At 63.9% G+C, this 23,107-nt stretch carries 18 protein-coding genes, 1 tRNA gene and 1 pseudogene; 14 read left to right on the plus strand and 6 right to left on the minus strand.

Annotated features, from left to right (window positions below; translation table 11 throughout):
• The 3 genes from A9W99_RS14780 to A9W99_RS14790 all read right to left on the minus strand — a co-directional run bounded on the left by A9W99_RS14780 (nucleotide 1) and on the right by A9W99_RS14790 (nucleotide 3,107).
• Nucleotides 1–597, minus strand: a complete 597-nt coding sequence (locus A9W99_RS14780) for a LemA family protein (protein ID WP_216639730.1) — start codon at nucleotides 595–597, stop codon at nucleotides 1–3.
• Nucleotides 598–729: 132 nt separating this feature from the next.
• Nucleotides 730–1,947, minus strand: coding sequence for a bifunctional 2-polyprenyl-6-hydroxyphenol methylase/3-demethylubiquinol 3-O-methyltransferase UbiG (locus A9W99_RS14785; RefSeq protein WP_067379014.1), 1,218 nt, complete (start codon nucleotides 1,945–1,947; stop codon nucleotides 730–732).
• Nucleotides 1,944–3,107, minus strand: coding sequence for a cytochrome P450 (locus tag A9W99_RS14790; RefSeq protein WP_371514964.1), 1,164 nt, complete (start codon nucleotides 3,105–3,107; stop codon nucleotides 1,944–1,946). Before A9W99_RS14790 ends, A9W99_RS14785 begins: the two co-directional genes overlap by 4 nt.
• 384 nt (nucleotides 3,108–3,491) lie before the next feature.
• On the opposite strand from A9W99_RS14790, the gene A9W99_RS14795 reads away from it, so the two are divergent.
• Entirely contained in the window at nucleotides 3,492–4,376 is an 885-nt protein-coding gene (locus A9W99_RS14795; RefSeq protein WP_067379016.1) for a cyclopropane mycolic acid synthase family methyltransferase, read from the plus strand.
• Between the two features lie 706 nt (nucleotides 4,377–5,082).
• Here the strand turns inward: A9W99_RS14795 and A9W99_RS26080 are convergent.
• On the minus strand, nucleotides 5,083–6,375 hold the full coding sequence (locus A9W99_RS26080) for an LpqN/LpqT family lipoprotein (RefSeq protein WP_156623108.1): 1,293 nt from the start codon (nucleotides 6,373–6,375) through the stop codon (nucleotides 5,083–5,085).
• A 289-nt stretch (nucleotides 6,376–6,664) separates the two neighbouring features.
• Between A9W99_RS26080 and A9W99_RS26855 the strand changes: the two genes are divergently transcribed.
• Entirely contained in the window at nucleotides 6,665–8,383 is a 1,719-nt protein-coding gene (locus A9W99_RS26855; RefSeq protein WP_172828881.1) for a serine/threonine-protein kinase PknH/PknJ, read from the plus strand.
• A 64-nt stretch (nucleotides 8,384–8,447) separates the two neighbouring features.
• On the opposite strand, the gene A9W99_RS14815 is transcribed toward A9W99_RS26855, so the two are convergent.
• Nucleotides 8,448–8,521: transfer RNA gene (locus A9W99_RS14815), tRNA-Leu, on the minus strand.
• Between the two features lie 357 nt (nucleotides 8,522–8,878).
• Between A9W99_RS14815 and A9W99_RS14820 the strand changes: the two genes are divergently transcribed.
• The 12 genes from A9W99_RS14820 to A9W99_RS14875 all read left to right on the plus strand — a co-directional run bounded on the left by A9W99_RS14820 (nucleotide 8,879) and on the right by A9W99_RS14875 (nucleotide 22,762).
• Nucleotides 8,879–9,715 (plus strand): PE domain-containing protein, encoded by an 837-nt coding sequence (locus A9W99_RS14820; protein ID WP_067379028.1) that lies wholly within the window; start codon nucleotides 8,879–8,881, stop codon nucleotides 9,713–9,715.
• Nucleotides 9,716–9,775: 60 nt separating this feature from the next.
• A complete protein-coding gene (locus A9W99_RS14825; RefSeq protein WP_067379031.1) occupies nucleotides 9,776–10,939 on the plus strand; it encodes a PPE family protein in 1,164 nt (387 codons plus the stop codon).
• 71 nt (nucleotides 10,940–11,010) lie between these two features.
• The gene (locus tag A9W99_RS14830) at nucleotides 11,011–11,307 is read left to right on the plus strand and encodes a WXG100 family type VII secretion target (protein ID WP_067375057.1); all 297 of its coding nucleotides are present in this window, start codon (nucleotides 11,011–11,013) and stop codon (nucleotides 11,305–11,307) included.
• A gap of 47 nt (nucleotides 11,308–11,354) precedes the next feature.
• A complete protein-coding gene (locus A9W99_RS14835) occupies nucleotides 11,355–11,639 on the plus strand; it encodes a WXG100 family type VII secretion target (RefSeq protein ID WP_067375055.1) in 285 nt (94 codons plus the stop codon).
• A gap of 385 nt (nucleotides 11,640–12,024) precedes the next feature.
• Nucleotides 12,025–12,798, plus strand: coding sequence for a response regulator transcription factor (locus A9W99_RS14840; protein ID WP_067379144.1), 774 nt, complete (start codon nucleotides 12,025–12,027; stop codon nucleotides 12,796–12,798).
• Between the two features lie 7 nt (nucleotides 12,799–12,805).
• Nucleotides 12,806–14,320 carry a cell wall metabolism sensor histidine kinase WalK gene (locus A9W99_RS14845; RefSeq protein WP_067379034.1) on the plus strand — a complete coding sequence of 505 codons (1,515 nt, stop codon included), beginning with the start codon at nucleotides 12,806–12,808 and terminating at the stop codon, nucleotides 14,318–14,320.
• 326 nt (nucleotides 14,321–14,646) lie between these two features.
• Nucleotides 14,647–14,736 carry a K+-transporting ATPase subunit F gene (locus tag A9W99_RS27270; protein ID WP_067379036.1) on the plus strand — a complete coding sequence of 30 codons (90 nt, stop codon included), beginning with the start codon at nucleotides 14,647–14,649 and terminating at the stop codon, nucleotides 14,734–14,736.
• Nucleotides 14,736–16,406, plus strand: coding sequence for a potassium-transporting ATPase subunit KdpA (kdpA, locus tag A9W99_RS14855; RefSeq protein WP_067379038.1), 1,671 nt, complete (start codon nucleotides 14,736–14,738; stop codon nucleotides 16,404–16,406). Before A9W99_RS27270 ends, kdpA begins: the two co-directional genes overlap by 1 nt.
• Nucleotides 16,407–16,421: 15 nt before the next feature.
• Nucleotides 16,422–18,578: a potassium-transporting ATPase subunit KdpB gene (gene kdpB, locus A9W99_RS14860; protein WP_067379147.1), complete on the plus strand. Its 2,157-nt coding sequence runs from the start codon at nucleotides 16,422–16,424 to the stop codon at nucleotides 18,576–18,578.
• A 1-nt stretch (nucleotide 18,579) separates the two neighbouring features.
• On the plus strand, nucleotides 18,580–19,494 hold the full coding sequence (locus A9W99_RS14865) for a potassium-transporting ATPase subunit C (protein WP_067379041.1): 915 nt from the start codon (nucleotides 18,580–18,582) through the stop codon (nucleotides 19,492–19,494).
• An 11-nt stretch (nucleotides 19,495–19,505) separates the two neighbouring features.
• On the plus strand, nucleotides 19,506–22,085 hold the full coding sequence (locus A9W99_RS14870) for a sensor histidine kinase KdpD (protein ID WP_067379043.1): 2,580 nt from the start codon (nucleotides 19,506–19,508) through the stop codon (nucleotides 22,083–22,085).
• The gene (locus tag A9W99_RS14875; RefSeq protein ID WP_067239590.1) at nucleotides 22,082–22,762 is read left to right on the plus strand and encodes a response regulator; all 681 of its coding nucleotides are present in this window, start codon (nucleotides 22,082–22,084) and stop codon (nucleotides 22,760–22,762) included. Before A9W99_RS14870 ends, A9W99_RS14875 begins: the two co-directional genes overlap by 4 nt.
• Before the next feature lie 29 nt (nucleotides 22,763–22,791).
• On the opposite strand, the pseudogene A9W99_RS26085 reads toward A9W99_RS14875, so the two are convergent.
• Nucleotides 22,792–23,102: pseudogene (locus A9W99_RS26085) on the minus strand (hypothetical protein).
• Between the last annotated feature and the right edge of the window lie 5 nt (nucleotides 23,103–23,107).

Consider the following 23,107-nt stretch of genomic DNA (forward strand, 5'->3'; position numbering starts at 1 on the left):
TCAGAACTGAACGCGCGGGGCTTCGCGCTCCGGCGGAGCGGCCTCCAGCGGTGCTGCCGGGGCGAAGCCGAACATGCCCGCGAACATGGAGGCCGGAAACACCTCGCGCTTGTTGTTGTAGGACATGACCGAGTCGTTGAAGGCCTGGCGGGCGAAAGCAACGCGGTTCTCCGTCGACGTCAGCTCCTCCGAGAGCTGCATCATGTTCTGATTCGCTTTGAGGTCCGGATATGCCTCGCGCAGCGCAAGCAACCGGCCGAGGGCGCCGCTCAGCGCGCCTTCCGAGGCTGACAGCTGACCCATGGCAGCGGGGTCCCCGGGGTCGGCGGCCGCCGCCGTCCGGGCGGTGACCGCGGCGTTTCGTGCCTGGATGACCGCTTCGAGGGTGCCGCGCTCGTGGGCCATGTAAGCCTTCGCGGTTTCGACGAGGTTCGGGATCAGGTCATGACGTCGGGTCAGTTGAACGTCGATCTGCGCGAAGGCGTTCTTGAAGGCGTTGCGCGCGCGGACGAGCCCGTTGTACACGCCGATCACGAAGAACACGAGGATCGCCAGGATTACCACGAGGACGACGACGACGATGATCGCGATGCTCACTTGTTCCGCCTTTGCTGCTGGTAGGGGACCGTGCTGGTCATGGTCCCATATGGTCGCAATTCGGGGGTGAGAATTCGGCGCCGGAATTCGGCCTCAGATTCAAACTGCCCGTTGCGCATTGCGGACCTCGTACTAACTGGTGTTCAGACCCATTGCCAGAAAGTCGAGGCGCCACAGCGACTGGAAGAGGGTGCGGCCAAACTCCTGCAAGTTGGACTTGCCGTCCTCGGTCACGTTGGCCTGCGTGGCCACACATTCGGCGATCTCGCGAATCGTGCGACGTCCGTCCGCGTGCTGGACGAAGGGCAGCTGATGGCGGTCGAGCTTCAATCTCATTCCGGGCGAGAGGATTTCGTCACCCTGTAGCAAGCACGCCGTACGTGCCACGGGAACGAAATCCAGTGCTCCGATCGACGAGAAATCGATCGTGTAATCCTCTTTCCGGCGTTCGGGGCGACAAGCGATGAAGAAGTGGGTGGCGTTAGATGTCTGCAGGCGCTCCATTACCGACCACAATTCGGCGTCGGGCAACCGATCCAGCATGGATTTGAACCCATTGGCCGGCATCAGAAGGTCGTTCGGATAGTACGGCGTTTTGTGAAACCAGCCCTGAAACGCGAGCCCCGCGGAGCTGACCAGGTCTAGGCACTCCCCGACGGTGTAGCTCCGCTGTCGGCTGTGTAGAAACGTGTCGACCAGGGCGCCGTCGGTCAGCAAGTCGCGCGCCCGTTTCAGATAGGTCAGGACCGGGTGTTCCCCCGGCAGGAGCGCCATCGCGTCTTTGACCAATTGGACTGAGGCTGCGTCCTGTGACAGGCCCAGATCGCGAAAGACTGATTCCAGAATCTCCACGCCCAGCCGGCCGTACCTCGCGTAGAGCATGACACCCAAAGCCCCTTCGGTGCGCAAACATTCGCCCAGCGCTTTGAGTCCGGCCAGCGGATCGACCAAGTGATGCAGGACCCCGCTCGAGACAATGAGGTCGAAGTCGCGTCCAAGCGATGACACCTCTTCGATCGGAAGCAGGTGCAGCTCCAAGTTCTCCAGCTCGTGCTTGTCCTTCAGATATTGCTGGTGGTCAAGGGCAGAACGGCTGACGTCGATCGCCACTACTTTCGCGCCGCGGTTCATGAACGCATAGACCGCCGCCTGGTAGGTTCCGCAACCCGCGATGAGGATGTCAAGGTCCGGCCGATATTCCCGGTTCGGCCACAAGACACGATGAGCCCAGAACGGATCGAACCAGTCCCAATGGTTCTTGGTCCACGACTCTAGGTCCATGACTGGAGGCGGATACTCCCACTGATCGTATTGGCGCGAGACACCGTCGACCCGCGGATCGTTAGTCACCTCGGCGCGGGGGCGCTGGCTGCGAGGCGCCGCGCGGGTGTGAACCGGACGGGCATCGACCGGATGCCGTTTATCAGGTTTGACCGCAACCGTTCCACCGGGCCGGCGAGTTCGAGGCCATCCATCCGGGACATCACCTCTGCGATGATTGCCGACGCCTCCGCGCGCGCGAGGTTCGCACCGAGACAGAAGTGGGTCCCGCCGCCACCGAAGGCGAGGTGGGGATTCGGCGCGCGGCCGATGTCGAAGCGGTCGGGATCGGCGAATCGGCTCTCGTCGCGGTTGGCAGACGGGTAGAACATCGCCGCGCGGTCGCCCGCCTTGACGCGTACTCCGCGCAATTCGGTGTCCTTCGTTGCGGTGCGCACGAACACTGTCACCGGAGAGGTATACCGCAGCATCTCCTCGATCGCGGTCGGCATCAGCGAAGGATCTGCGGCAAGACGTTGCCATTCAGCGGGATGCTGCATCAACGTGAGGATGCCGGCTGCGACCAGGTTGCGGGTCGTATCGCCCCCGGCATCGATCAACAGTAAGAAGAACAGGTCGAACTCCAGGTCGGTCAGGTGCTCGCCGTCGACTTCGGCTTGGAGTAAAGACGTCGCGATGTCGTCGCCGGGCTCTGCACGTTTGCGCGCAGCGAGTTCGGTTGCGTATTGGAACATCTGCATGAGCGCTCGCTCGTTGGCGCCGTCGCCGACGAAGCCGGTGTGCAGCATTTCGGTCAGTTCGTAGAGACGGCGACCGTCTTCGAGTGGGATGCCGAGCAGTTCTGCAATGACGTAGGACGGCAGGGCGCCCGCGACGTCGTCGACGAAATCGCATTCGCCCCGCTCGATCACTTCATCCACGATCTGCCGCGCCATGTCCGCGAGGTGACCGTTCAGCCGCGCCACCTGCCGGGGGGTGAAGCCCTTGTTGACCAACTTGCGCAAAGCGGTGTGCCGAGGCGGATCCATCTGCAACATGACCGGGGGCAGGTCGGTGCGCGGGATTTCGAACATCACGCCTGTTGCCTGCGACGACCACGTGGCAATGTCCCGCGAGACAGCCTGCACCTCGTCGTAGCCGGTCAGAGCCAGGAAACCGGGCCCGTCTTTGTACGGGTGCCAGGCAACGGGGGCTCGTCGACGAAGCTCACGGAATGCCTCGTAAGGCATGCCGCGCTGATACGTGCCCGGATCGGCAAGGTCGACACCGCCGACACTGATTGCATCTTTTATCAAGCCCCACCTCCTGCGGGCAGGCTTCGACCCAGAGGCTGGGACGGCGTTATCAGCAAACCATAGCGGGCAAATGCAAGCATCGGGACGCATTCAGCACGGGATCGTGCGTATGCCGTTGTCCCGCTTGCATAGCTACCGTGTAACCTTCAGCGAGCGCGATGGCCGATTGTGGTCCGTTAGTGGTGCGGGCCACAAAGCGCCCGCCACTGTCGCGGTGCTCGTTGGGTAGCCAAGGGTGGTACGCCCAGATCAGGCCGCGTTTGGCTTAAGCCGCACGCGGCTAAGCTCAACAGAAATCGAAGTCAGAAAGTAGCTGCGGTGCCCGAAAATCGAAGTGAATCCATCAGTCTTGAGCCGCATTTCACGGATGTGCAGGCGCATTACGACCTTTCCGACGACTTCTTCAGGCTCTTTCTGGATCCGACGCAGACCTATAGCTGCGCGTATTTCGAACGTGAAGATATGACACTCGAAGAAGCGCAGATTGCCAAAATCGACCTCTCACTTGGCAAGCTCGGGCTGCAACCCGGCATGACCCTGCTCGATATCGGATGCGGCTGGGGGGCCACCATCGGCCGGGCGCTCGAGCAATATGACGTCAACGTGGTCGGCTTGACGCTGAGCCGCAATCAGCAGGCGCATACCCAACGACGGCTCGACGATCACCCCAGCCCGCGACGCAAGCGTGTCTTGTTGCAGGGCTGGGAGCAGTTCGATGAGAAGGTGGACCGCATCGTCTCAATCGGGGCCTTCGAGCACTTTGGACGTGACCGCTACACCGACTTTTTTGCGATGGCCTACGCGGCGCTTCCCGCTGACGGCGTGATGCTGTTGCACACCATCATCAAGCCCAGCGAAGAGGAGTTCACCGAGCGAGGGCTGCCCATCACCATGGCCAAGCTGCGGTTCATGAAGTTCATCATGGACGAGATCTTCCCAGGTGGGGACCTTCCCAACGCCAAGGCGGTGGAGGAGCACGCGCAGCGAGCGGGGTTCGCCGTCAAGCGCGTCCAGCAGCTGCGCCTGCACTACGCACGCACCCTGGACACGTGGGCGGCCGCCCTTGAATCACGTCGCGACGAGGCGATCGCCGTTCAGTCCCAGGAGGTATACGACCGGTACATGAAGTACTTGACCGGTTGCGCCGACCTGTTCCGCGAGGGCTACACCGACGTCGCCCAATTCACGCTTGCCAAATCTTGATGGTCTGCCGTTTGCAGCGCCTCCATCGTCGACGTCAAGCAGCGAAGAGATCAGTCACCAAACATTGTCCATACTGGCCGAAAGTCCGTTGTCGCACGTCACGGTGTCGTGAAAGGTCGAGCCTGTCGCGGGTCCGCGATATTTGATCTTTGTCTCCTGCGAGCCGGTCACGGTGAAATTAACGGAGTCGTTCCATTTGATTGCCGCGGCGGTACCCGCCACCGCAACGGATCTGTATACGCAACCCACCGCAGGCTTGTCTGCGTTATTGGTAATCGACACAAAAGCCGCCGCCAACGAGTGGTCCTGCCGTAGCTGCACTTGGGAAGGTGGAGGAGGCGCCGGTACCGCCACCGGAGGTCCCGCCACTGGGGGTGCCGCGGGGCGGGGTGCCGCCGCCGGCGGTACCGCCAGTTGGGATGCCGCCGCCGGGGGCGCCGTCGGATCCGGTGTCCACCACCCAGTCGCGATCAGCGAGAATCGCGTCGACCACCGGGTGTTGGTGCCGGTCATGCCCCCAGGCACGTTGTCCGGCTCCCCTGGCCCCGACGAAGTTATTCCGGCAGCAGTGATTAACGCAGCAGCCGCAATGAGAGCACCCGGGCGCCGGTACCGCGGCGGGGGTGCTGCCTCATCGTGGCGGGTGGTGAACACCTTCATTGCGCACGTCTCCTCGGCCGAATTGATTCGGTGATCCATCCACGTATCAAGGCGTGATTGTGGTCTCCTGGTCGATCACACCGGTCACATCATTCAACGCGTTGGCTTCGGCCTGCGGACCCTCGGCATTGAGCTGCAGTACGTAGACTCCAGTCTTGCTTTCGATGACCACCACCTTCTGGGCAACCATTCGGGTGACGCCGTTCTTGGTGTAAGAGCCGGCAATCTGGTATGCGGGGTAGCCACTCAACGTGCTCCGTTGACCGTCGCCGCCGATATAGCCTGGCCAGTTTTTGACCGCACCGGATGCGACGGCAAGCAGCCTGTCCGTATCGACATAACCCGTCAACTTCGTGACGACCGCGATGATCTTGGGCGGGTCCTTGGGATCGCTCGGCGCGTTATAGACGATCCCGCCGTACGGGGCGTCGACGCCTTCGGGAATCCCCTTCCAGCCCAAGGGAATTGGGAGGTCGATTTTCGGCGTGCCCGGTGTGCCGTGCGTGACCACCGTCTCCTGGATGTTGTTTTTGTTGATGTAGTCGCCGATCGTCTCGTTCGGACCCGACGCCGGAGCGAACGCCGAGGGAGCCGAAGTGGTTGCCGTGGAAGTTGATGCCGAGGTCGACGTGGACGTGTTCGACGAATTCGAGCTTTGAACTACGGCCCAGACACCGAGGCCGCCAACGAGGGCCGTTCCAAAGATCACAACAACGGCGGCGACGAACCAGCTACTGGTTTGCCAGCGTCTTTGGGCGGCCGCGAAGTCCGGCGGTGTAGCCGTTCTCGGCGCCGCCGGAGTCGTCTGAGGCCGCGGCCATGGTGGCGTAACCCGTTGCGTAACGTCTGCCGTCTCGCGCAGTTTCTGCACGGCTGTCTCGAGCAGCGCGGCGGCGTCACGGTAGCCCGGCTGCTCATGCTCGATCGCGGCTAGCAGGCCGGCGGTTTGCTGCCACTGTTCTTGGTCTAAGTGGCTGACTGCCTGCGCGTAGCGGTCGGCAAGTTCGGTCTCGCGAATCTCGGCCCGCGCGTCGGAGACGATGCCATCCGGGTCAGAGTTGTCCGGGTCGATTAGAGCGAGCGCCCGGCCGGCGGCCACGACGGCATTCCATTGCCCCGCCTGATGCAGGGCCGTCATCTCATCCACCAGTGCTTTACGTCGCTGGGGGGCGGTCAGATTTCCCAACGCGGTGAGCACGATGTCCCAGTCACCCACAGTGGCGGAAGCCTCGACCTGCTGGACCGGACGCTGAACCAGGTAAACGTCGCCCGTCTCACCAGCGGCCGGGAATCGCTGAATAACGGAGTCGGCGAAAACATCACCGTTTTTCAACGGCATACGCGAAGCCTACTGGCGACCAGCGCTTAGCTTCTCCTTTTCGGACACCCGAGGGCGAGTCTGCGCAAACGACGGCCCGGGCCGGCTTCCTTCAGCGCACCGCTGTCGCACCAACAAGATTTCGGCAACCGCCTCAGCGGTCGCCAGCCGTCGATAGACCTGGCGGATGCGCTTCGAGAAAGGCTGCCGACCGGCATATTGCAGGGCAGTCGACCCATACCAAACCCACACAATCACCCGCTGGCGCCAGTAGCATTTTCCACCTGGGTGGATGGCGGAAGGCCCTGCCATGGACGAGGTGGAATTCGGACGCTACCGGCTGCTATCGCTGCTCGGCGAGGGCGGGATGGGCCAGGTATGGCGCGCCCACGACACCGTCACTGACCGGGTCGTCGCCATCAAACTCCTGCCCCCGAATCTGTCCAAGGACCAGGACTTTCAGCGGCGTTTTCGGCGCGAAGCCCACGCCGCGGCACGATTGGAAACACCCCACGTGGTCCCGATTCATGATTACGGCGAGATAGCGGGTCGGCTGTTCGTGTGCATGCGGCTGATCAAGGGCCGTGACCTCGCTGCGGTGTTGGCTGAAGGACCGCTGGAACCGGCGCGCGCGGTGCGCATCATTGGCCAGGTGGCAGAAGCTTTGCATGCCGCTCATGAGATTGGGCTGATCCACCGGGATATCAAGCCGTCCAACATCTTGCTCGATAACCGTGACTTCGCGTACTTGATTGATTTCGGCATAGCTCGCGCCGCGGATGACACGCGGCTGACGAAGACTGGTAACACCATTGGCACCTTTGCGTACATCGCGCCCGAACGTCTTGACGGCCGGCCCGAGGATGCCCGCGCCGACATCTACTCGCTGGCCTGCGTGCTGTATGAAGCCCTGACCGGCCACCCACCGTTTGCCGGCGACACCATGGGCCGACTGGTCGCCGCGCACCTCAGCGACCCGCCCCCTCGGCCATCGGCCGACCAACCCGATGTGCCGGCAGCCGTCGACCGCGTCATCGCCACCGGCATGGCTAAAGACCCGGACCAGCGGTATGCGACGACCGTCGAGTTGGCGGATGCCGCGCGCGACGCTATCGCCGTCCCCCTTGCCCGACCGGCGGCCAATCCCGCCTTCCTCGCCGCGACGGAGCCGGCACCCAATCGTTTCACCGCCGAGCCGACCCTCACCGCCACTCGGCAAGGCGGGCCTCCTCCCTCGCAACCCGAACCCGCCGACGAGCCACTCCCCGAGGCTCTTCCGGCCCCGCCGCGTCAACGCCGGCAAGCTCTGATCGGCGCTGCCCTCCTGGTCGCCGCCGTGATCGCGGGCATCATCATCACCAACGTCTCGCATCGGCCCTCCACCACTTCGCAGCCCTCCGCCACCAGCACCGCCGCCGCGCCGACTACCCCGGCCGGGCCCCCTCTGGTTGTCGAGGGTGCGCTGGAGGGGCTGCTGCTCAACCCCGAGCAAATCAACACCGCGATGGGCACCACCGGAATGACAGTGAATGGGGACTGGGTCCCGACGTCGATGACGGGCGACTACACCACTCGCGTAGCGGATAAGAACTGCTTACCTTTGTTTGGGCCCGCAGAGCAGGCGGCCTATGACGGCAGCGGCTGGACCAGTGTGCGCAACCAACAACTGCGGGACAGCAAGTATTACAAAATTAAGGCGGGACAGGCGGTGGTGTTGCTTCGCTCCGCGCATGATGCCAGCGCCTTCTTCACCGCGTCCGCCCAACAGTGGCCGACGTGCTCAAAATTCGCCGTCACCTGGGAGCATCACGCCGATCTCTACAGTGTGGGGCCGGTCTCCAATGCGAACGGAATGCTGAGCGCCAACGTAGACTTTGGCGATGGAGTAGGGCGTTGTCAACGAGCGCTGACCGTCGTCAATAACGTCGTCGTCGACGTCGAGAGTTGTATTGATAGTAACGACGTCAGGTTGCTGCCCGGTTCCGCCGTTGCCATCGCCCAGCAGATTGCCGCCAAAATACCCACTTAGGACTGTAAAGCGCCGTTTTCCGTCATCGGCTTGACCAGCCAACTTGTCGACCTGCTGTTTCAGGTGCCCCCAGTCGGACTCGAACCGACACTGGACGGATTTTAAGTCCGCTGCCTCTGCCAATTGGGCTATGGGGGCTCGGCGGCGAATCTAGCGCGCGGAGTCCAGCTCCGGGGCATCGCACCCCACCCCGAAACACGCCAAAATCGCGATGTGCGTCACGGTCGCCGGTCGACTAAGATGCGCGGGCCGCGCATCTGTTCCCTTGTTGCTGACCCAACTCAGGTGACATCTCTATGTCGTCCGGCAGGACCTTGTTAAAACTGCAAGCTTCCTCGTTAAGAAGCCGTAAACGGCTGTCACCCTGGCCCTTTCGATCCGGACTGTGGAGTCATGGGTCGTTAGCCTTACCGCCAACGCACAGGGTCCGTTACGCGAACACACAGGGTCGATTTACCGCTTGATATCGACATTTTCGAACAACTAGGAGCATAGATGGCGTTTCTGACAGCACTTCCTGAAGAGTTGCTCGCCGCACAGGCGCTGTTGAGCGGAATCACCAGTAACCTCACGGCGCAGAACGCGGGCGCTGCGGCCCCCACCACGACCATCCTGCCAGCAGCCTCCGACCCCGTGTCGATTCAGCAGGCGGGGATCTTCGCGGCATATGGCACCCAATACCAGACGATCGCCGCCGAAGCGCAGACTCTTCAAGAGCAGTACGTGAGCACCCTCGGGACCAGCTCGACCACCTATAGCGCAACGGAAGCCGCCAACGCGGCCCAGGCCGCTACCCCTAGCGGGAATATCATCGACGTTATATCCGGGCTCCTCGGCGGTCCCTCCAACAGCCTCAACGGCCAACCATTCAGCCTGTCCAGCAACCTGGCCAACTATTTCAACATCGGTGGCGGGAACTGGGCGTCCGCCGGGTCTGACCTGCTTGGTCTTGGTGGTCTGCTGAATGCACCCGAGGCCGACGCCGCCGCTGCCGCGGACCTCGCCGGTGCGACGGCGCCGGCGCCTGCGGTCGCGCCCGCCGGCGGCATGGCCGGCATGGGCGCGATGCCAATGGCCGCAGTGGGCCAGGCCACCATGGTGGGCAATAGGTTGTCGGTACCACCCAGTTGGGCCGGCACGGTCACTTCGGCGACTAGCTCTGCGACTGCTCTGGAGACTGTCGGCTGGACCGCCGCTGCGCCGCAGGCCGGCGCTGGGGCGATCGTCCCCGGAATGCCCGGAATGGTGACGGGCGCTCGTAGCAGCGCTGGCTTCGGCGCCCCGCGCTACGGCGTCAAGCCCATCGTCATGCCCAAGCCGACAGCAGTTTGAGAATCGGCCATCTGCACATAGTCCACAACTAGCCAGTCGAAAAGAATTGGATACAGAACAATGGTCTTGGATTTCGCAGCTATACCGCCTGAAATCACCTCCGCCCTCATGTACGCGGGCGCGGGCGCGGGACCGCTCATGGCCGCCGCGACGGCTTGGCACAACCTGGCCGCCGAGCTGAGCGCCACAGCGACGCAATGGGAATCGATAATCACGGCACTGACCACCGAGCAGTGGACAGGAGCCGGATCGACAGCGGCGGCAGCCGCCGCCCAGCCCGTTGTGAGCTGGCTGACCACCACGGCAGCGGCGGCGGAGCAAGCGGGCGTTCAGGCCACGGCATCGGCGGCAGCCTATGAAACGGCCTTTGCGGCTACGGTGCCACCGCCCGAGATCCTCGCCAACCGGACTTTGCTAGCGAACCTCATTGCGACGAACTTCCTGGGCATCAATACACCCGCGATCATGGCAACCGAGGCCCACTACGCCGAAATGTGGGTCCGCGACGCCACGATGATGTACGTCTACCAGGCTGCTTCGCTGGCGGCTGGGGTCCTTCAGCCGGTAACGCCAATGACGCCGGCCACCAATCCGGCCGGTCCCGGCCTGCAAGCCGCCTCGGTTGCCCAGTCCACCGTGTCCACGCCCGTCCAGGCATTGACGAACTCGGTGACGTCGCTTGCCGCGCCCGCCGCTACCGGTAGCGACCTCATCACCTCGCTCGACGGCTTGATCGGAACTCCGTTCATCTTCAATGGCGTCAACGGCGGAGTTAACACCGCGGCTTGGTTCACCATGAACGCCATCCCGAACGCGGCGTTGATGGGAAAAACCCTCGGCGCAGTTCCAGGTTTCACGCCCGCCGCCCTCGCCGACTCCGTTGCGCCCGTCGCCGGTGAGGCGGCCGTGGCGGAAGGGGCCATGGTGAGCTCGGTGATGCCGACCGGCGGCTTGGGCGCAGCGGCGTCGGCAAGCCTGGGCCAGGCGGGTGCGGTCGGCGGATTGTCGGTGCCGGCTGGCTGGTCGACCGCCGCACCGGCAACGACCGTCGGCGCGACGGTTGCCGAAGGCAGCGGCTGGACCGCAGCCGCCGAGGAAGCCGCGCCGGTCGCAGCCATGCCGGGCGGCCCGGGAATGGTCGCGGCCGGCAAGGGTGCCGGTGCCTACGCCGGACCGCGGTATGGCGTCAAGCCGATCGTCATGCCCAAACAGGTCGTCGTCTGATTCGAAAGCTGCCATCCGTTTGAGACCGCCGGTACAAGATTCCGCAATTTAGAGAGACAGGGAGATTCAATATGGCAACGCGCTTTATGACCGACCCGCATGCGATGCGGGCGATGGCGGGGCGTTTCGAGACCCACGCCCAGACAGTTGAGGACGAGGCCCGCCGGATGTGGGCGTCGTCGCAGAACATCTCGGGTGCGGGCTGGAGCGGTGCCGCCGAGGCGACCTCCTACGACACCATGGGTCAGATGAACACGGCCTTCCGCAACATCGTGAACATGCTGCACGGTGTGCGCGACGGCTTGATCCGCGACGCCAACAACTACGAGCAGCAAGAGCAGGCGTCGCAGCAGATCCTTAGCAGCTAGCGGCAAACCTGTTGCCGTTACCAGACTTTCGTTAGGAGAACATCGAGATGACTATCAACTACCAGTTCGGCGATGTGGATGCCCACGGCGCCTTGATCCGTGCCCAGGCTGCGTCGCTGGAAGCCGAGCACCAGGCCATCGTCCGCGATGTGCTTGCTGCCGGTGATTTCTGGGGTGGTGCCGGTTCGGTGGCCTGCCAGGAGTTCATCACCCAGTTGGGACGCAACTTCCAGGTGATCTACGAGCAGGCCAACGCCCACGGCCAAAAGGTCCAGGCGGCCGGCAGCAACATGGCCAGCACGGACAGTGCCGTCGGATCCAGCTGGGCCTAGCACTACCGCCAAAGCCCCTAAGTCCTAACGGATTTGGGGGCTTTCGCGTTTCCAGGCTTGTCGCACCATTGCCACACCGGCCACTTGAGTACCAAGAAAAGCGGGCCATATTGCGAGCTCGGATTCGCTATCACCGGTCGTATCGAATTGTGAAAGCATCGGCCGGCCCCCTAGAGACTGATGTGTCCGATGTGACTGGTGTGCTTGCCGTCGGGCGCGCCCTGATCAGCGATGAAATCTCGTGGCGTGAAACCGATTGTAAATCTTCGATATTCGCGCTCGCCCGAACCACCCCTCATCGCCGGACCCCGGCCGTGACACGCTGACATTTGAGTACTCTATGAACTCGGTGACAACCGTATATGGGCTTGGAAGAATGAAAGCGATGACCGCAATAACGGGTTACGCGAGCAACCAGCGGCCACGCCAGGCCATCCTCGGGCAGTTGCCACGCATCTATCGAGCCGACGGGTCGCCGATCCGTGTTTTGCTGGTGGACGACGAGCCGGCGCTGACAAACCTGGTCAAGATGGCGTTGCACTACGAAGGCTGGGATGTCGAGATCGCCCACAACGGGCGCGACGCCATCGCCAAGTTCGACAAAGTCGCCCCCGACGTGCTGGTGCTCGACATCATGCTGCCCGACGTGGATGGCCTGCACATTCTGCGGCGGGTGCGCGAATCCGACGCGTACACCCCCACCCTGTTCCTCACCGCCCGCGACTCCGTCATGGACCGCGTCACCGGACTGACCGCCGGCGCCGACGACTACATGACCAAGCCATTCAGCCTCGAGGAGTTGGTCGCCCGCCTGCGGGGTTTGCTGCGGCGGTCCAGCCAGCAGAGTCCGCCGGCTGGCGAGTCGCTCAAGGTCGGCGATCTGAAAGTCGACACCGCCAGCCGTGAAGTCACCCGCGGAGGCCAGCCGATATCGCTTTCCTCGACCGAGTTCGAGCTGCTTCGCTTCCTGATGCGCAATCCGCGCCGGGCGCTGAGCCGCACCGAGATCCTCGACCGGGTCTGGAACTACGACTTCGCCGGCCGCACCAGCATCGTCGATCTGTACATCTCGTACCTGAGGAAGAAGATCGACTCCGGCCGCGAGCCCATGATCCATACTGTGCGCGGTGTTGGATACATGCTGCGACCGCCCGAATAATCACTCGATGAGCGACGACCGGAACACCCCCCGGTGGCTTCCGCGTTCGCTGCGCCGCCAGTTGCTGCTGGGTGTCTTGCTGGTCGTAACCATCGTGCTGGTCGCCGTCGGCGTCGTCTCCGTGCTGACCCTCCGCGGCTACGTCACCACGATGAACGACGCGGAGGTCGCCAAATCGCTGCACGCCTTCACACACTCTTACGACCGCTATCGCAAAGGTGAACATTCCCCGGCCCACGCCACCACTCCCCCGGTGGCCGAGGCGCTGCTCGAGTTTCCGGGGCAAACACCGGGAAACCTGATCGCCGTCCTGCACGACGGCGTCGTAGTCGGCTCTGCCGTCTTCTCCGAGGACGGGTCACGGCCGGCGCCGCCCGACGTCGTCCGCGCCATCCAAGCCCAGAAGTGGACCGACGGGCCCCCGCATACCGAAAAGTTCGGCAGCCTGGGTTCCTACCGCGTCGACTGCAGCATCGAGGGTTCCGACGTGCTGGTGGTCGGGGTGTCCCTGAACCTGGCCAAGCAGATCATCGCCAAAAAGAACATCACCACCACCATCCTGGTGACGACGGCGCTGCTGATCACGGCGGGACTCACCATATGGGTGGTCGGGTTCACCCTGCGACCGCTGCAACGAGTCGCCGCGGCCGCCGCGGAGGTTGCCGTGATGCCGCTCACCGGCGACGATCACCGCATCAGCACCAGAGTGCCGCCGCAGGACACCGACCCCGACAACGAGGTGGGGATCGTCGGGCACACGCTAAATCGGCTGCTGGACAACGTGGATAGCGCCCTGGCGCATCGCGCCGATTCCGATCTGCGGATGCGGCAGTTCATCACCGACGCAAGTCACGAACTGCGGACGCCGCTCGCCTCGATTCAGGGGTACGCCGAACTCACCCGCCAAGACAGTTCGGCGCTACCACCGACCACCGAGTACGCGCTGGCGCGCATCGAGTCCGAGGCACGGCGCATGACGTCGCTCGTCGACCAACTGCTACTGCTCTCCCGGCTCAGCGAGGGCGAAGATCTGCAGACCGAAGACGTCGACTTGGCCGACCTCACCATCAACGCCGTGAACGATGCGGCGGTCACGGCGACCACCCACAATTGGGTCACCAACCTGCCCGACGCACCGGTCTGGGTGCGCGGTGATCAGGCCCGACTGCACCAACTCGTCAGCAACCTGCTCACCAATGCCCGGGTGCATACGCCGCCCGGCGTCACCGTGACCACCGGAATCACCCGCCACGACCACGGGTCCGAGGCGCCGTTCGCCGAGCTGACGGTCGAGGATAACGGGCCCGACATCGACGCCGAGATCCTCCCTCGGCTATTCCAGCGCTTCGTTCGCGCCGACAAGTCGCGAACGAACGGGTCCGGCAACGGACTCGGCCTGGCCATCGTCAGCTCGATTGTCAAGGCGCACCACGGCTCGGTGACCGCCGAGTCCGCCAATGGCCGCACCGTATTTCGGGTACGAATACCGATGATCGAGGATGCGATCACCGAGCCCGCATAACGCGCGGTGCGCCTCACTCGCCGAACGTGGGTGATATGGACGAAAAACGGTCAAAGCCCGTGCAGATCCCCCACGTTCGACGTGCCCGTAATGGCGTCCGATTCCCGCTAAAGCCGCGTGCGAAGCCGTAAAGAAACCGTTAAGGGAGACGGCAGACGGTCGCCGCCGCGCCTAGCCTCATGCGTGTCCTGCTCATAGGGTCAGTGTTGCCCGCAATCGATCGTCGATCGCACGAAAGACAGCTATGTCCGTGGTGGTTTATCTCCTGCTGACGGTGGCGGCCTTCGCCGCGCTCGGCACCGTGCTGAACCTGGGATTGAAGTGACGTGAGTGCTGCCAACTTGGTCGGCCTTATTTTGGCTGTCCTGATCGCTCTGCTGCTTGCCGCGGCCCTGGTCTTCCCGGAACGGTTCTAGTGAGCGCTACCGCGGCGGGTGTCGCGTTCCTTGCGCTGCTCGTTGTTGCGCTGGCGGCCGTGCATGTGCCGTTGGGCGACTACATGTATCGCGTCTACAGCTCCCAAAAGCATTCGCGTACCGAACGTTTCGTGTACCGCCTGATCGGCGCCAACCCGGAGTCCGAGCAGACGTGGACCACCTATGGCCGTAGCGTGCTGGCGTTTTCGGCCGTCAGCGTGATCGTCCTGTTTATCCTGCAGCTGGTACAAAGCAAACTGCCGCTGCATCTTTCGAACCCGGCCACCAAGCTGACACCGGCGCTGGCCTGGAACACCGCCGTCAGCTTCGTCACAAATACCAACTGGCAGGCCTATTCCGGCGAATCCACCCAAGGTCATCTGGTGCAGATGGCGGGCTTGGCGGTGCAGAACTTCGTGTCTGCGGCCGTCGGCATGGCCGTGGCCGTCGCACTGGTACGCGGGTTTGCCCGCCATCGCACCAACGAACTGGGCAACTTCTGGGTGGACCTGGTCCGCGGCACACTACGCATCCTGCTGCCGATGTCCATCCTCGCCGCCATTGTCTTGGTTGCCGGCGGCGCCGTCCAGAACTTCCACCTCAACGATCAGATCGTCACAACGCTGGCCGGTAGCCAACAGACCATTCCCGGCGGACCGGTCGCCAGCCAGGAAGCGATCAAGCTGCTGGGCACCAACGGCGGTGGTTTCTACAACGCGAACTCCTCGCACCCGTTCGAGAACCCGACCGCCTGGACGAATTGGCTGGAGATCGTCCTGTTGCTGGTGATCGCCTTCTCGTTGCCGCGCACCTTCGGGCGCATGGTGGGCAGCAAGAAGCAGGGCTATGCCATTGCCGCCGTTGTCAGCGTCATCGCGGCCATCAGCGTCACGTTCATGATGCTCTTCCAATTGCAGCACCATGGCACCGTCCCGACCGCTGCGGGAGCGAGCATGGAAGGTGTCGAGCAGCGTTTCGGCGTGGCCGAGTCCGCCGTCTTCGCCGACGCCACCACGTTGACGTCAACGGGCGCAATAGATTCGGTGCACGACTCGTACAGCAGTCTTGGCGGCATGATCACGATGTTCAACATGCAACTGGGCGAGGTCGCGCCGGGTGGCACCGGCTCCGGCCTGTACGGCATCCTGATCCTCGCGGTTATCACAGTTTTCGTCGCGGGCTTGATGGTAGGCCGGACACCGGAATACCTGGGCAAGAAGATCAACCCGCGCGAAATGAAGCTGGCCTCAGGCTATTTCCTGATCACACCGCTCATCGTGCTGGTCGGAACCGCCGCCGCGATGGCACTGCCAGGTGAGCGCGCAGGCATGGCCAATAGCGGGCCGCACGGGTTGTCCGAGGTGCTCTACGCATTCACGTCGGCGGCCAACAACAACGGGTCGGCGTTCGCCGGCCTCTCGGCCAATACCGTCTGGTACAACACGGCTTTGGGCTTGGCGATGCTGTTCGGCCGATTCCTGCCGATGATCTTGGTGCTGGCGCTGGCCGGTTCACTGGCGCGTCAGGGTGCGACTCCGGAGTCCAGTGGCACCCTGCCCACCCACCGGCCGCAATTCGTGGGTCTGCTGGTCGGCGTGACGGTCATCCTGGTTGCCCTGACGTTCCTGCCCGCGCTGGCGCTCGGGCCGCTCGCCGAAGGGATCCACTAAGTGACGGCCATTACCATGCGGCGTGGCGGCCACTCACCGGGCGAAAAGCTCCCGGGCGGGTTGCTCGACCCACACATATTGCTGAAGTCACTGCCCGACGCGCTGCGCAAGCTCGATCCGCGCACATTGTGGCGCAACCCGGTGATGTTCATCGTGGAGGTCGGCGCCGTGTGGTCGACGGTGCTCGCGTTCGGTGACGACACCTGGTTCAGCTGGCTGACGGTCTTCTGGCTATGGCTGACAGTGCTTTTCGCCAACTTGGCCGAGGCCGTCGCCGAAGGGCGCGGCAAGGCCCAGGCCGACACTCTGCGCAAGTCGAAGGCCGACACCATCGCGCACCGGGTCAAGGACTGGTCGCCCGGCTTTCTGGAAACAGCCCGCGGTGCAGCCGAAGACATCGCGGCGCCGCTGCTACAGCAGGGCGACATCGTGGTGGTGGCCGCGGGTGAGGTCATTCCCGGTGACGGCGATGTGGTGGAAGGCATTGCGTCAGTGGACGAATCGGCCATCACCGGCGAGTCGGCCCCGGTGATCCGCGAATCCGGCGGCGATCGCTCAGCGGTCACCGGCGGGACAACGGTGCTCTCGGATCGCATCGTGGTCAAGATCACTCAGAAGCCGGGCGAGAGCTTCGTCGACCGGATGATCGCCCTGGTCGAAGGCGCCAACCGGCAGAAGACGCCCAACGAGATTGCGCTCAACATCCTGCTCGCGGCCCTGACCATCATCTTCGTGTTCGCGGTGGCGACACTGCAGCCGCTGGCGATCTACTCCAAGGCCAATAACCCCGGAGTGCCCGACACCCAGGCCCTCGACGGCAACGGCATCAGCGGCATCGTGCTGGTGGCGCTGCTGGTGTGCCTGATCCCCACCACAATCGGCGCGCTGCTGTCGGCGATCGGCATCGCCGGCATGGATCGCCTGGTGCAACGCAACGTGCTGGCCATGTCTGGCCGCGCGGTCGAGGCAGCCGGCGATGTCAACACGTTGCTGCTGGACAAGACCGGAACCATCACGTTGGGCAATCGCCAAGCGTCGGAATTCATTCCGATGCCCGGCCGGACTCACGGTGAGCTGGCTGACGCCGCGCAACTGTCCAGCCTCGCCGACGAAACTCCCGAGGGCCGTTCGGTCGTCGTCTACGCCAAAGAGGTCTACGGGCTGCGGGGCCGCACCCCCGGTGAGCTCGCGAACGCGTCCTGGGTCGAATTCAGCGCAGCGACCCGGATGTCGGGGGTCGACCTGGATGGACGCGAGCTGCGTAAGGGTGCGGCCAATTCGGTTGCCGAGTGGGTCCGCGATCGCGGCAGCATCGTGCCGGTCGAGCTCGGTGAAATCGTTGACGGCATTGCGGCCGCCGGCGGCACGCCCCTCGTTGTCGGCCAGGCCATCTCGGTCGGCGTCGCCGACGGCGATACGGCCGGAACAGCCGAAGTGCTCGGCGTGATCCACCTCAAGGACGTGGTGAAGCAGGGCATGCGGGCCCGCTTCGACGCCATGCGTCTGATGGGCATCCGGACGGTGATGATCACCGGTGATAATCCGTTGACTGCCAAGGCAATCGCCGAAGAGGCCGGGGTGGACGACTTCCTCGCCGAGGCAACGCCCGAAGACAAGCTGATGCTGATCAAGCGTGAGCAGCAGGGTGGCCGTTTGGTCGCGATGACCGGTGACGGTACCAATGACGCCCCGGCGCTCGCTCAGGCCGACGTCGGCGTGGCGATGAATACCGGCACCTCCGCGGCCAAAGAGGCCGGCAACATGGTGGATTTGGACTCCGACCCGACCAAGCTCATCGAGATCGTGGAGATCGGCAAGCAGCTGTTGATCACCCGCGGGGCGTTGACCACGTTCTCCATTGCCAACGACATCGCCAAGTATTTCGCGATCATCCCGGCCATGTTCGTGGCCCTTTTCCCGGGACTCGACCTGATTAACGTCATGCGGTTGCACAGCCCGCAGTCGGCGATCTTGTCGGCGGTGATCTTCAACGCGATCGTCATCGTCGCGCTGATTCCGTTGGCGCTCAGGGGCGTTCGGTATACGCCCAGCCGGGCCTCAAAGCTGCTCAGCCGCAACCTTTACATCTACGGTCTCGGGGGCATCGTCGCCCCCTTCATCGGGATCAAGCTCATCGACTTACTGGTTCAGCTACTGCCGGGGATGGCCTGAAATGAACGTCACCAACCTGGTTCGTCAACACTGGGCCGCACTGCGCGCGCTCCTGGTGCTGACCGTGATCCTGGGTTTCGGCTACCCACTGCTTGTTTGGCTGGTGAGCCTGCTGCCAGGGCTGCACGGCAACGCCGAGGGCTCGATTGCGACCGCGGCGGGTAGACCCGTCGGCAGCAAGCTGATCGGCCAGTCGTTCACCGACAGGTCGGGCGACCCGCTACCGCAGTATTTCCAGAGCCGGCCGTCGGCGGCGGGCAATGGCTATGACCCATTGTCGAGCGGCGGCAGCAACCTCGGACCCGAAAGCATCGTCGACATCCCGGCGGATCCGGCCAAGGTGGCCGCCGGCGCCGGCGCTGCGGACGCCGGGTTCAAGCCCAGCCTGCTCACGCAGGTGTGTTCGCGCAGTGCGGCCGTCGCGAAACTCGAAGGCGTCCAGGCGGCGCGGCCGTTCTGTACCGGCGGCGGGGTGGGTGCGGTGTTGTCGGTGATCGGGCCCCGTGATCCGCGCGGGTACGTGCTACGCCCCACCAGGGTGGTCAGCGTCAATGAACCGTGCGCAACGACACGGCAGACGTTCCTGGACATCTACGAAGGCGTCCGGATCGAATGCGCGGCTTACGGCGAGGACTACGCGAACGGCCGGCTGGTGCCGATTCGCGGGGCCGCGCCGGACAATCCGCGCGTTCCACCCGATGCGGTGACGGCCAGCGGAAGCGGCCTGGACCCGGACATCTCCCCGGCTTACGCCGAAATCCAGGTCGCCCGGGTGGCCAAGGCGCGGCATGTCACGCCACAGCAGATCCGTGATGTGGTTCAGGCCAACCTGAGTGGGCGGTTTTTCGGTGCGCCGGCGGTCAATGTCGTACAGCTCAATCTGCAGCTCGACCACCGGTATCCGGTCGCGAGCTAGCGCCGCGGAGGATGATGGTTGACGTGACCGACGACGTCAGCCTCCGCGAGCAGCATCCCAAGCGTGGAGAGCTTCGCATCTACCTGGGTGCGGCTCCGGGTGTCGGCAAGACGTACGCGATGCTCGGAGAGGCGCACCGGCGGTTGGAACGGGGCACTGACTTGGTGGCCGCCGTCGTAGAGACCCACGGCCGCCGCAAGACCGCTGAGCTGCTGGAAGGAATTGAGCTTATTCCGCCGCGCTACATCGAATACCGCGGCGGCAGCTTCCCCGAACTCGACGTTCCCGCGGTGCTGGCGCGTCATCCGCACGTCGTGCTGGTCGACGAACTTGCCCACACCAACACGCCGGGCAGCAAGAACCAGAAGCGCTGGCAAGATGTCGAGGAACTGCTCGACGCGGGGATTACGGTGATTTCCACGGTCAACATCCAGCACCTGGAGAGCCTCAACGATGTCGTCGCCCAGATCACCGGCATCGAACAGCAGGAGACGATGCCGGATTCGATCGTGCGCGAGGCCGCGCAGGTCGAACTCATCGACATCACGCCGGAGGCGTTGCGGCGCAGGCTTTCCCACGGCAACGTCTACGCTCCGGAGCGGATCGACGCGGCGCTGTCCAACTATTTCCGCCGGGGAAACCTCACTGCACTAAGGGAATTGGCGCTGCTGTGGCTAGCCGACCAGGTCGATACCGCGCTGGCCAAGTATCGCGCGGAGAACAAGATCACCGATACCTGGGAGGCGCGCGAACGGGTTGTGGTGGCGATCAGCGGGGGTCCGGAATCGGAGACGTTGGTACGCCGCGCATCCCGGATCGCGTCGAAGTCCAGTGCCGAGCTGATGGTGGTGCATGTGATCCGCGGCGACGGACTGGCCGGCCTTTCGGAGGCGCGGATGAGCAAGATCCGTGAGCTGGCGAACAGCCTGGACGCGTCGCTGCACACCGTCGTCGGTGACGACATACCCAGAGCCTTACTCGATTTCGCCCGTGAGATCAATGCCACCCAATTGGTGATCGGCACCTCTCGGCGGTCGCGGTGGCCGCGCCTGTTCGACGAGGCCATCGGCCCGACCATCGTTCAGCTGTCCGGCAAGATCGACGTGCACATCGTCACCCACGAGGAGTCGCGACGTGGGTTCCGGCTGGCGTCGCTCGCGCCGCGCGCGCGACGCGTCGCATCCTGGCTCGCGGCCTTTGCAGTCCCGTCGGCGATCTGCGCAGTCGGGGTAACGGTGCTGGACCCGTATTTGAACACCGGTGGCGAGAGCGCATTGTTCTTCGTCGGCGTGCTACTGGTGGGCCTGTTCGGAGGTGTTGCCCCGGCGGCACTTTCGGCGGTGCTGTCCGGGCTGCTGCTGAACTACTACTTGATTGCTCCGCGGCACAGCTTCACCATTGCCGAACCCAACAACGCCGTAACCGAATTGGTGTTGTTGCTGATCGCGGTTGCGGTCGCCGTCCTGGTCGACGGCGCGGCGAATCGCACCCGCGAAGCCCGTCGTGCTTCTCAGGAGGCCGAGTTGCTGACGCTATTCGCGGGTTCGGTGCTGCGCGGCGCCGATCTCGAGACGCTGCTGGAACGGGTGCGCGAGACGTATTCGCAGCGCGCGGTCAGCATGCTGCGGGAGCTTTCCGGGGATGCCGCCAGTAGAAAGCACAAGGGCTATCTGGTTGCGAGCGTAGGGAATGACCCCTGCGTCACCGTTGATTCCGCTGACGCCGCGATCGAAGTCGGTGATGACGAGTTCTGGATGCTTTTGGCCGGAAAGAAGTTGGCCGCACGCGACCGTCGGGTGCTTAGCGCGGTGGCCCGACAAGCGGCGGGCTTGGTTCGGCAGCGCGAATTGGCCGAAGAAGCCAGCCGCGCCGCGGCGATCGTGCAAGCCGACGAGCTGCGGCGCTCGCTGCTGTCGGCGGTCAGCCACGACCTGCGCACGCCGCTGGCGGCTGCCAAGGTCGCCGTGTCCAGCTTGCGGGCCGAGGACGTCGCCTTCTCCGCCGAAGACACCGCCGAATTGCTGGCTACCATCGAGCAATCCATCGACCAGCTCACCGCGCTGGTCGGCAATCTGCTCGACTCATCGCGCCTGGCCGCCGGTGTGATCCGTCCGGATCTGCAGCGGGTGTACCTGGAGGAAACGGTGCAGCGCGCGTTGGTCAGCATCGGTAAGGGAGCCACCGGTTTCTACCGATCCGCCATCGATCGCGTCAAGGTGGATGTCGGGGATGCAGTGGCGATGGCCGATGCCGGGCTGCTCGAGCGGGTCTTTGCCAACCTGATCGACAACGCGTTGCGGTACGCGCCCAATTGTGTGGTCCGGGTCAATGCGGGCCGAGTGGGTGATCGCGTCTTGATCAACGTCATCGACGAAGGTCCCGGCATCCCGCACGGGGCCGAGGATCAGATCTTCGAGGCCTTTCAGCGGCTCGGTGATCACGACAACACCATGGGTGTCGGGCTGGGAATGTCCGTCGCGCGTGGTTTCGTAGAGGCCATGGGCGGCACTATTCAGGCCGGCGATACGCCAGGCGGTGGACTGACCGTGGTGGTGGATCTGGCCGCGCCGCGTCGAGGCGGTGAACGATGACACGCGTTTTGGTGATCGACGACGAGCCGCATATCCTGCGTGCGCTCAAAATCAATCTGTCCGTGCGGGGTTACGAGGTCATCACCGCCTCGACGGGCGCGGGTGCCCTGCGGGCTGCTGCCGAGCACCGGCCCGATGTGGTGATCCTCGATCTCGGTCTGCCCGACATCTCGGGTATCGAGGTGCTAGGTGGGCTGCGCGGTTGGCTGACGGCACCGGTAATCGTTTTGTCAGCGCGCACCGATTCGTCGGACAAGGTCGTGGCGTTGGATGCCGGTGCCGACGACTACGTGACAAAACCCTTTGGCATGGACGAGTTTCTGGCCCGGCTGCGGGCCGCAGTCCGCCGCAACACCGCGGCGTCCGAACTGGAGCAGCCGATTGTCGAAACCGATGCGTTCACTGTGGATCTCGCAGCCAAGAAGGTCACCAAGAACGGTGCCGAGGTGCATCTCACGCCCACTGAATGGGGCATGCTCGAGGTGCTGGTGCGCAATCGGGGCAAGCTCGTCGGCCGCGAGGAGCTGCTCAAGGAGGTGTGGGGTCCAACGTATGCAACCGAGACCCATTACCTGCGAGTGTATTTGGCGCAGTTGCGGCGAAAGCTCGAGGATGATCCGTCGCAGCCCAAGCATCTGCTGACCGAATCGGGTATGGGCTATCGCTTCGAGGCCTAGGTGTGTGGGCTTGAGTCACATCCGTTACTTCAGTCCCGGCCGAGGACTCGTGTGTCTTTTTGCCCGTCTCGCAGCGACAAACTCGCTGTTGTGTTGTCGGCCCGCGACCGGGCTTCCTCGCGCAATGCTAGAACCCGTTGATGGATCCGGTGTTCGGTGCCGCGCGGGATGCTCGACGGACCGTACCTGCCGCGTCCGATCCGGCGCACTCGGCCTCGCCCGATTTCCCAACGTAGGGCATCCGAGATGGCCTTGGACTCCCGTCGACGCGAAAGCCATGCCAAGTCAGCGCATCGATCAGTTCGGTGATGGTCGCTGGTCCGTGCACCGCGAGGTGCATAGTGA

This window comes from Mycobacterium sp. 1164966.3 (assembly GCF_001665395.1).
Taxonomy (GTDB): domain Bacteria; phylum Actinomycetota; class Actinomycetes; order Mycobacteriales; family Mycobacteriaceae; genus Mycobacterium.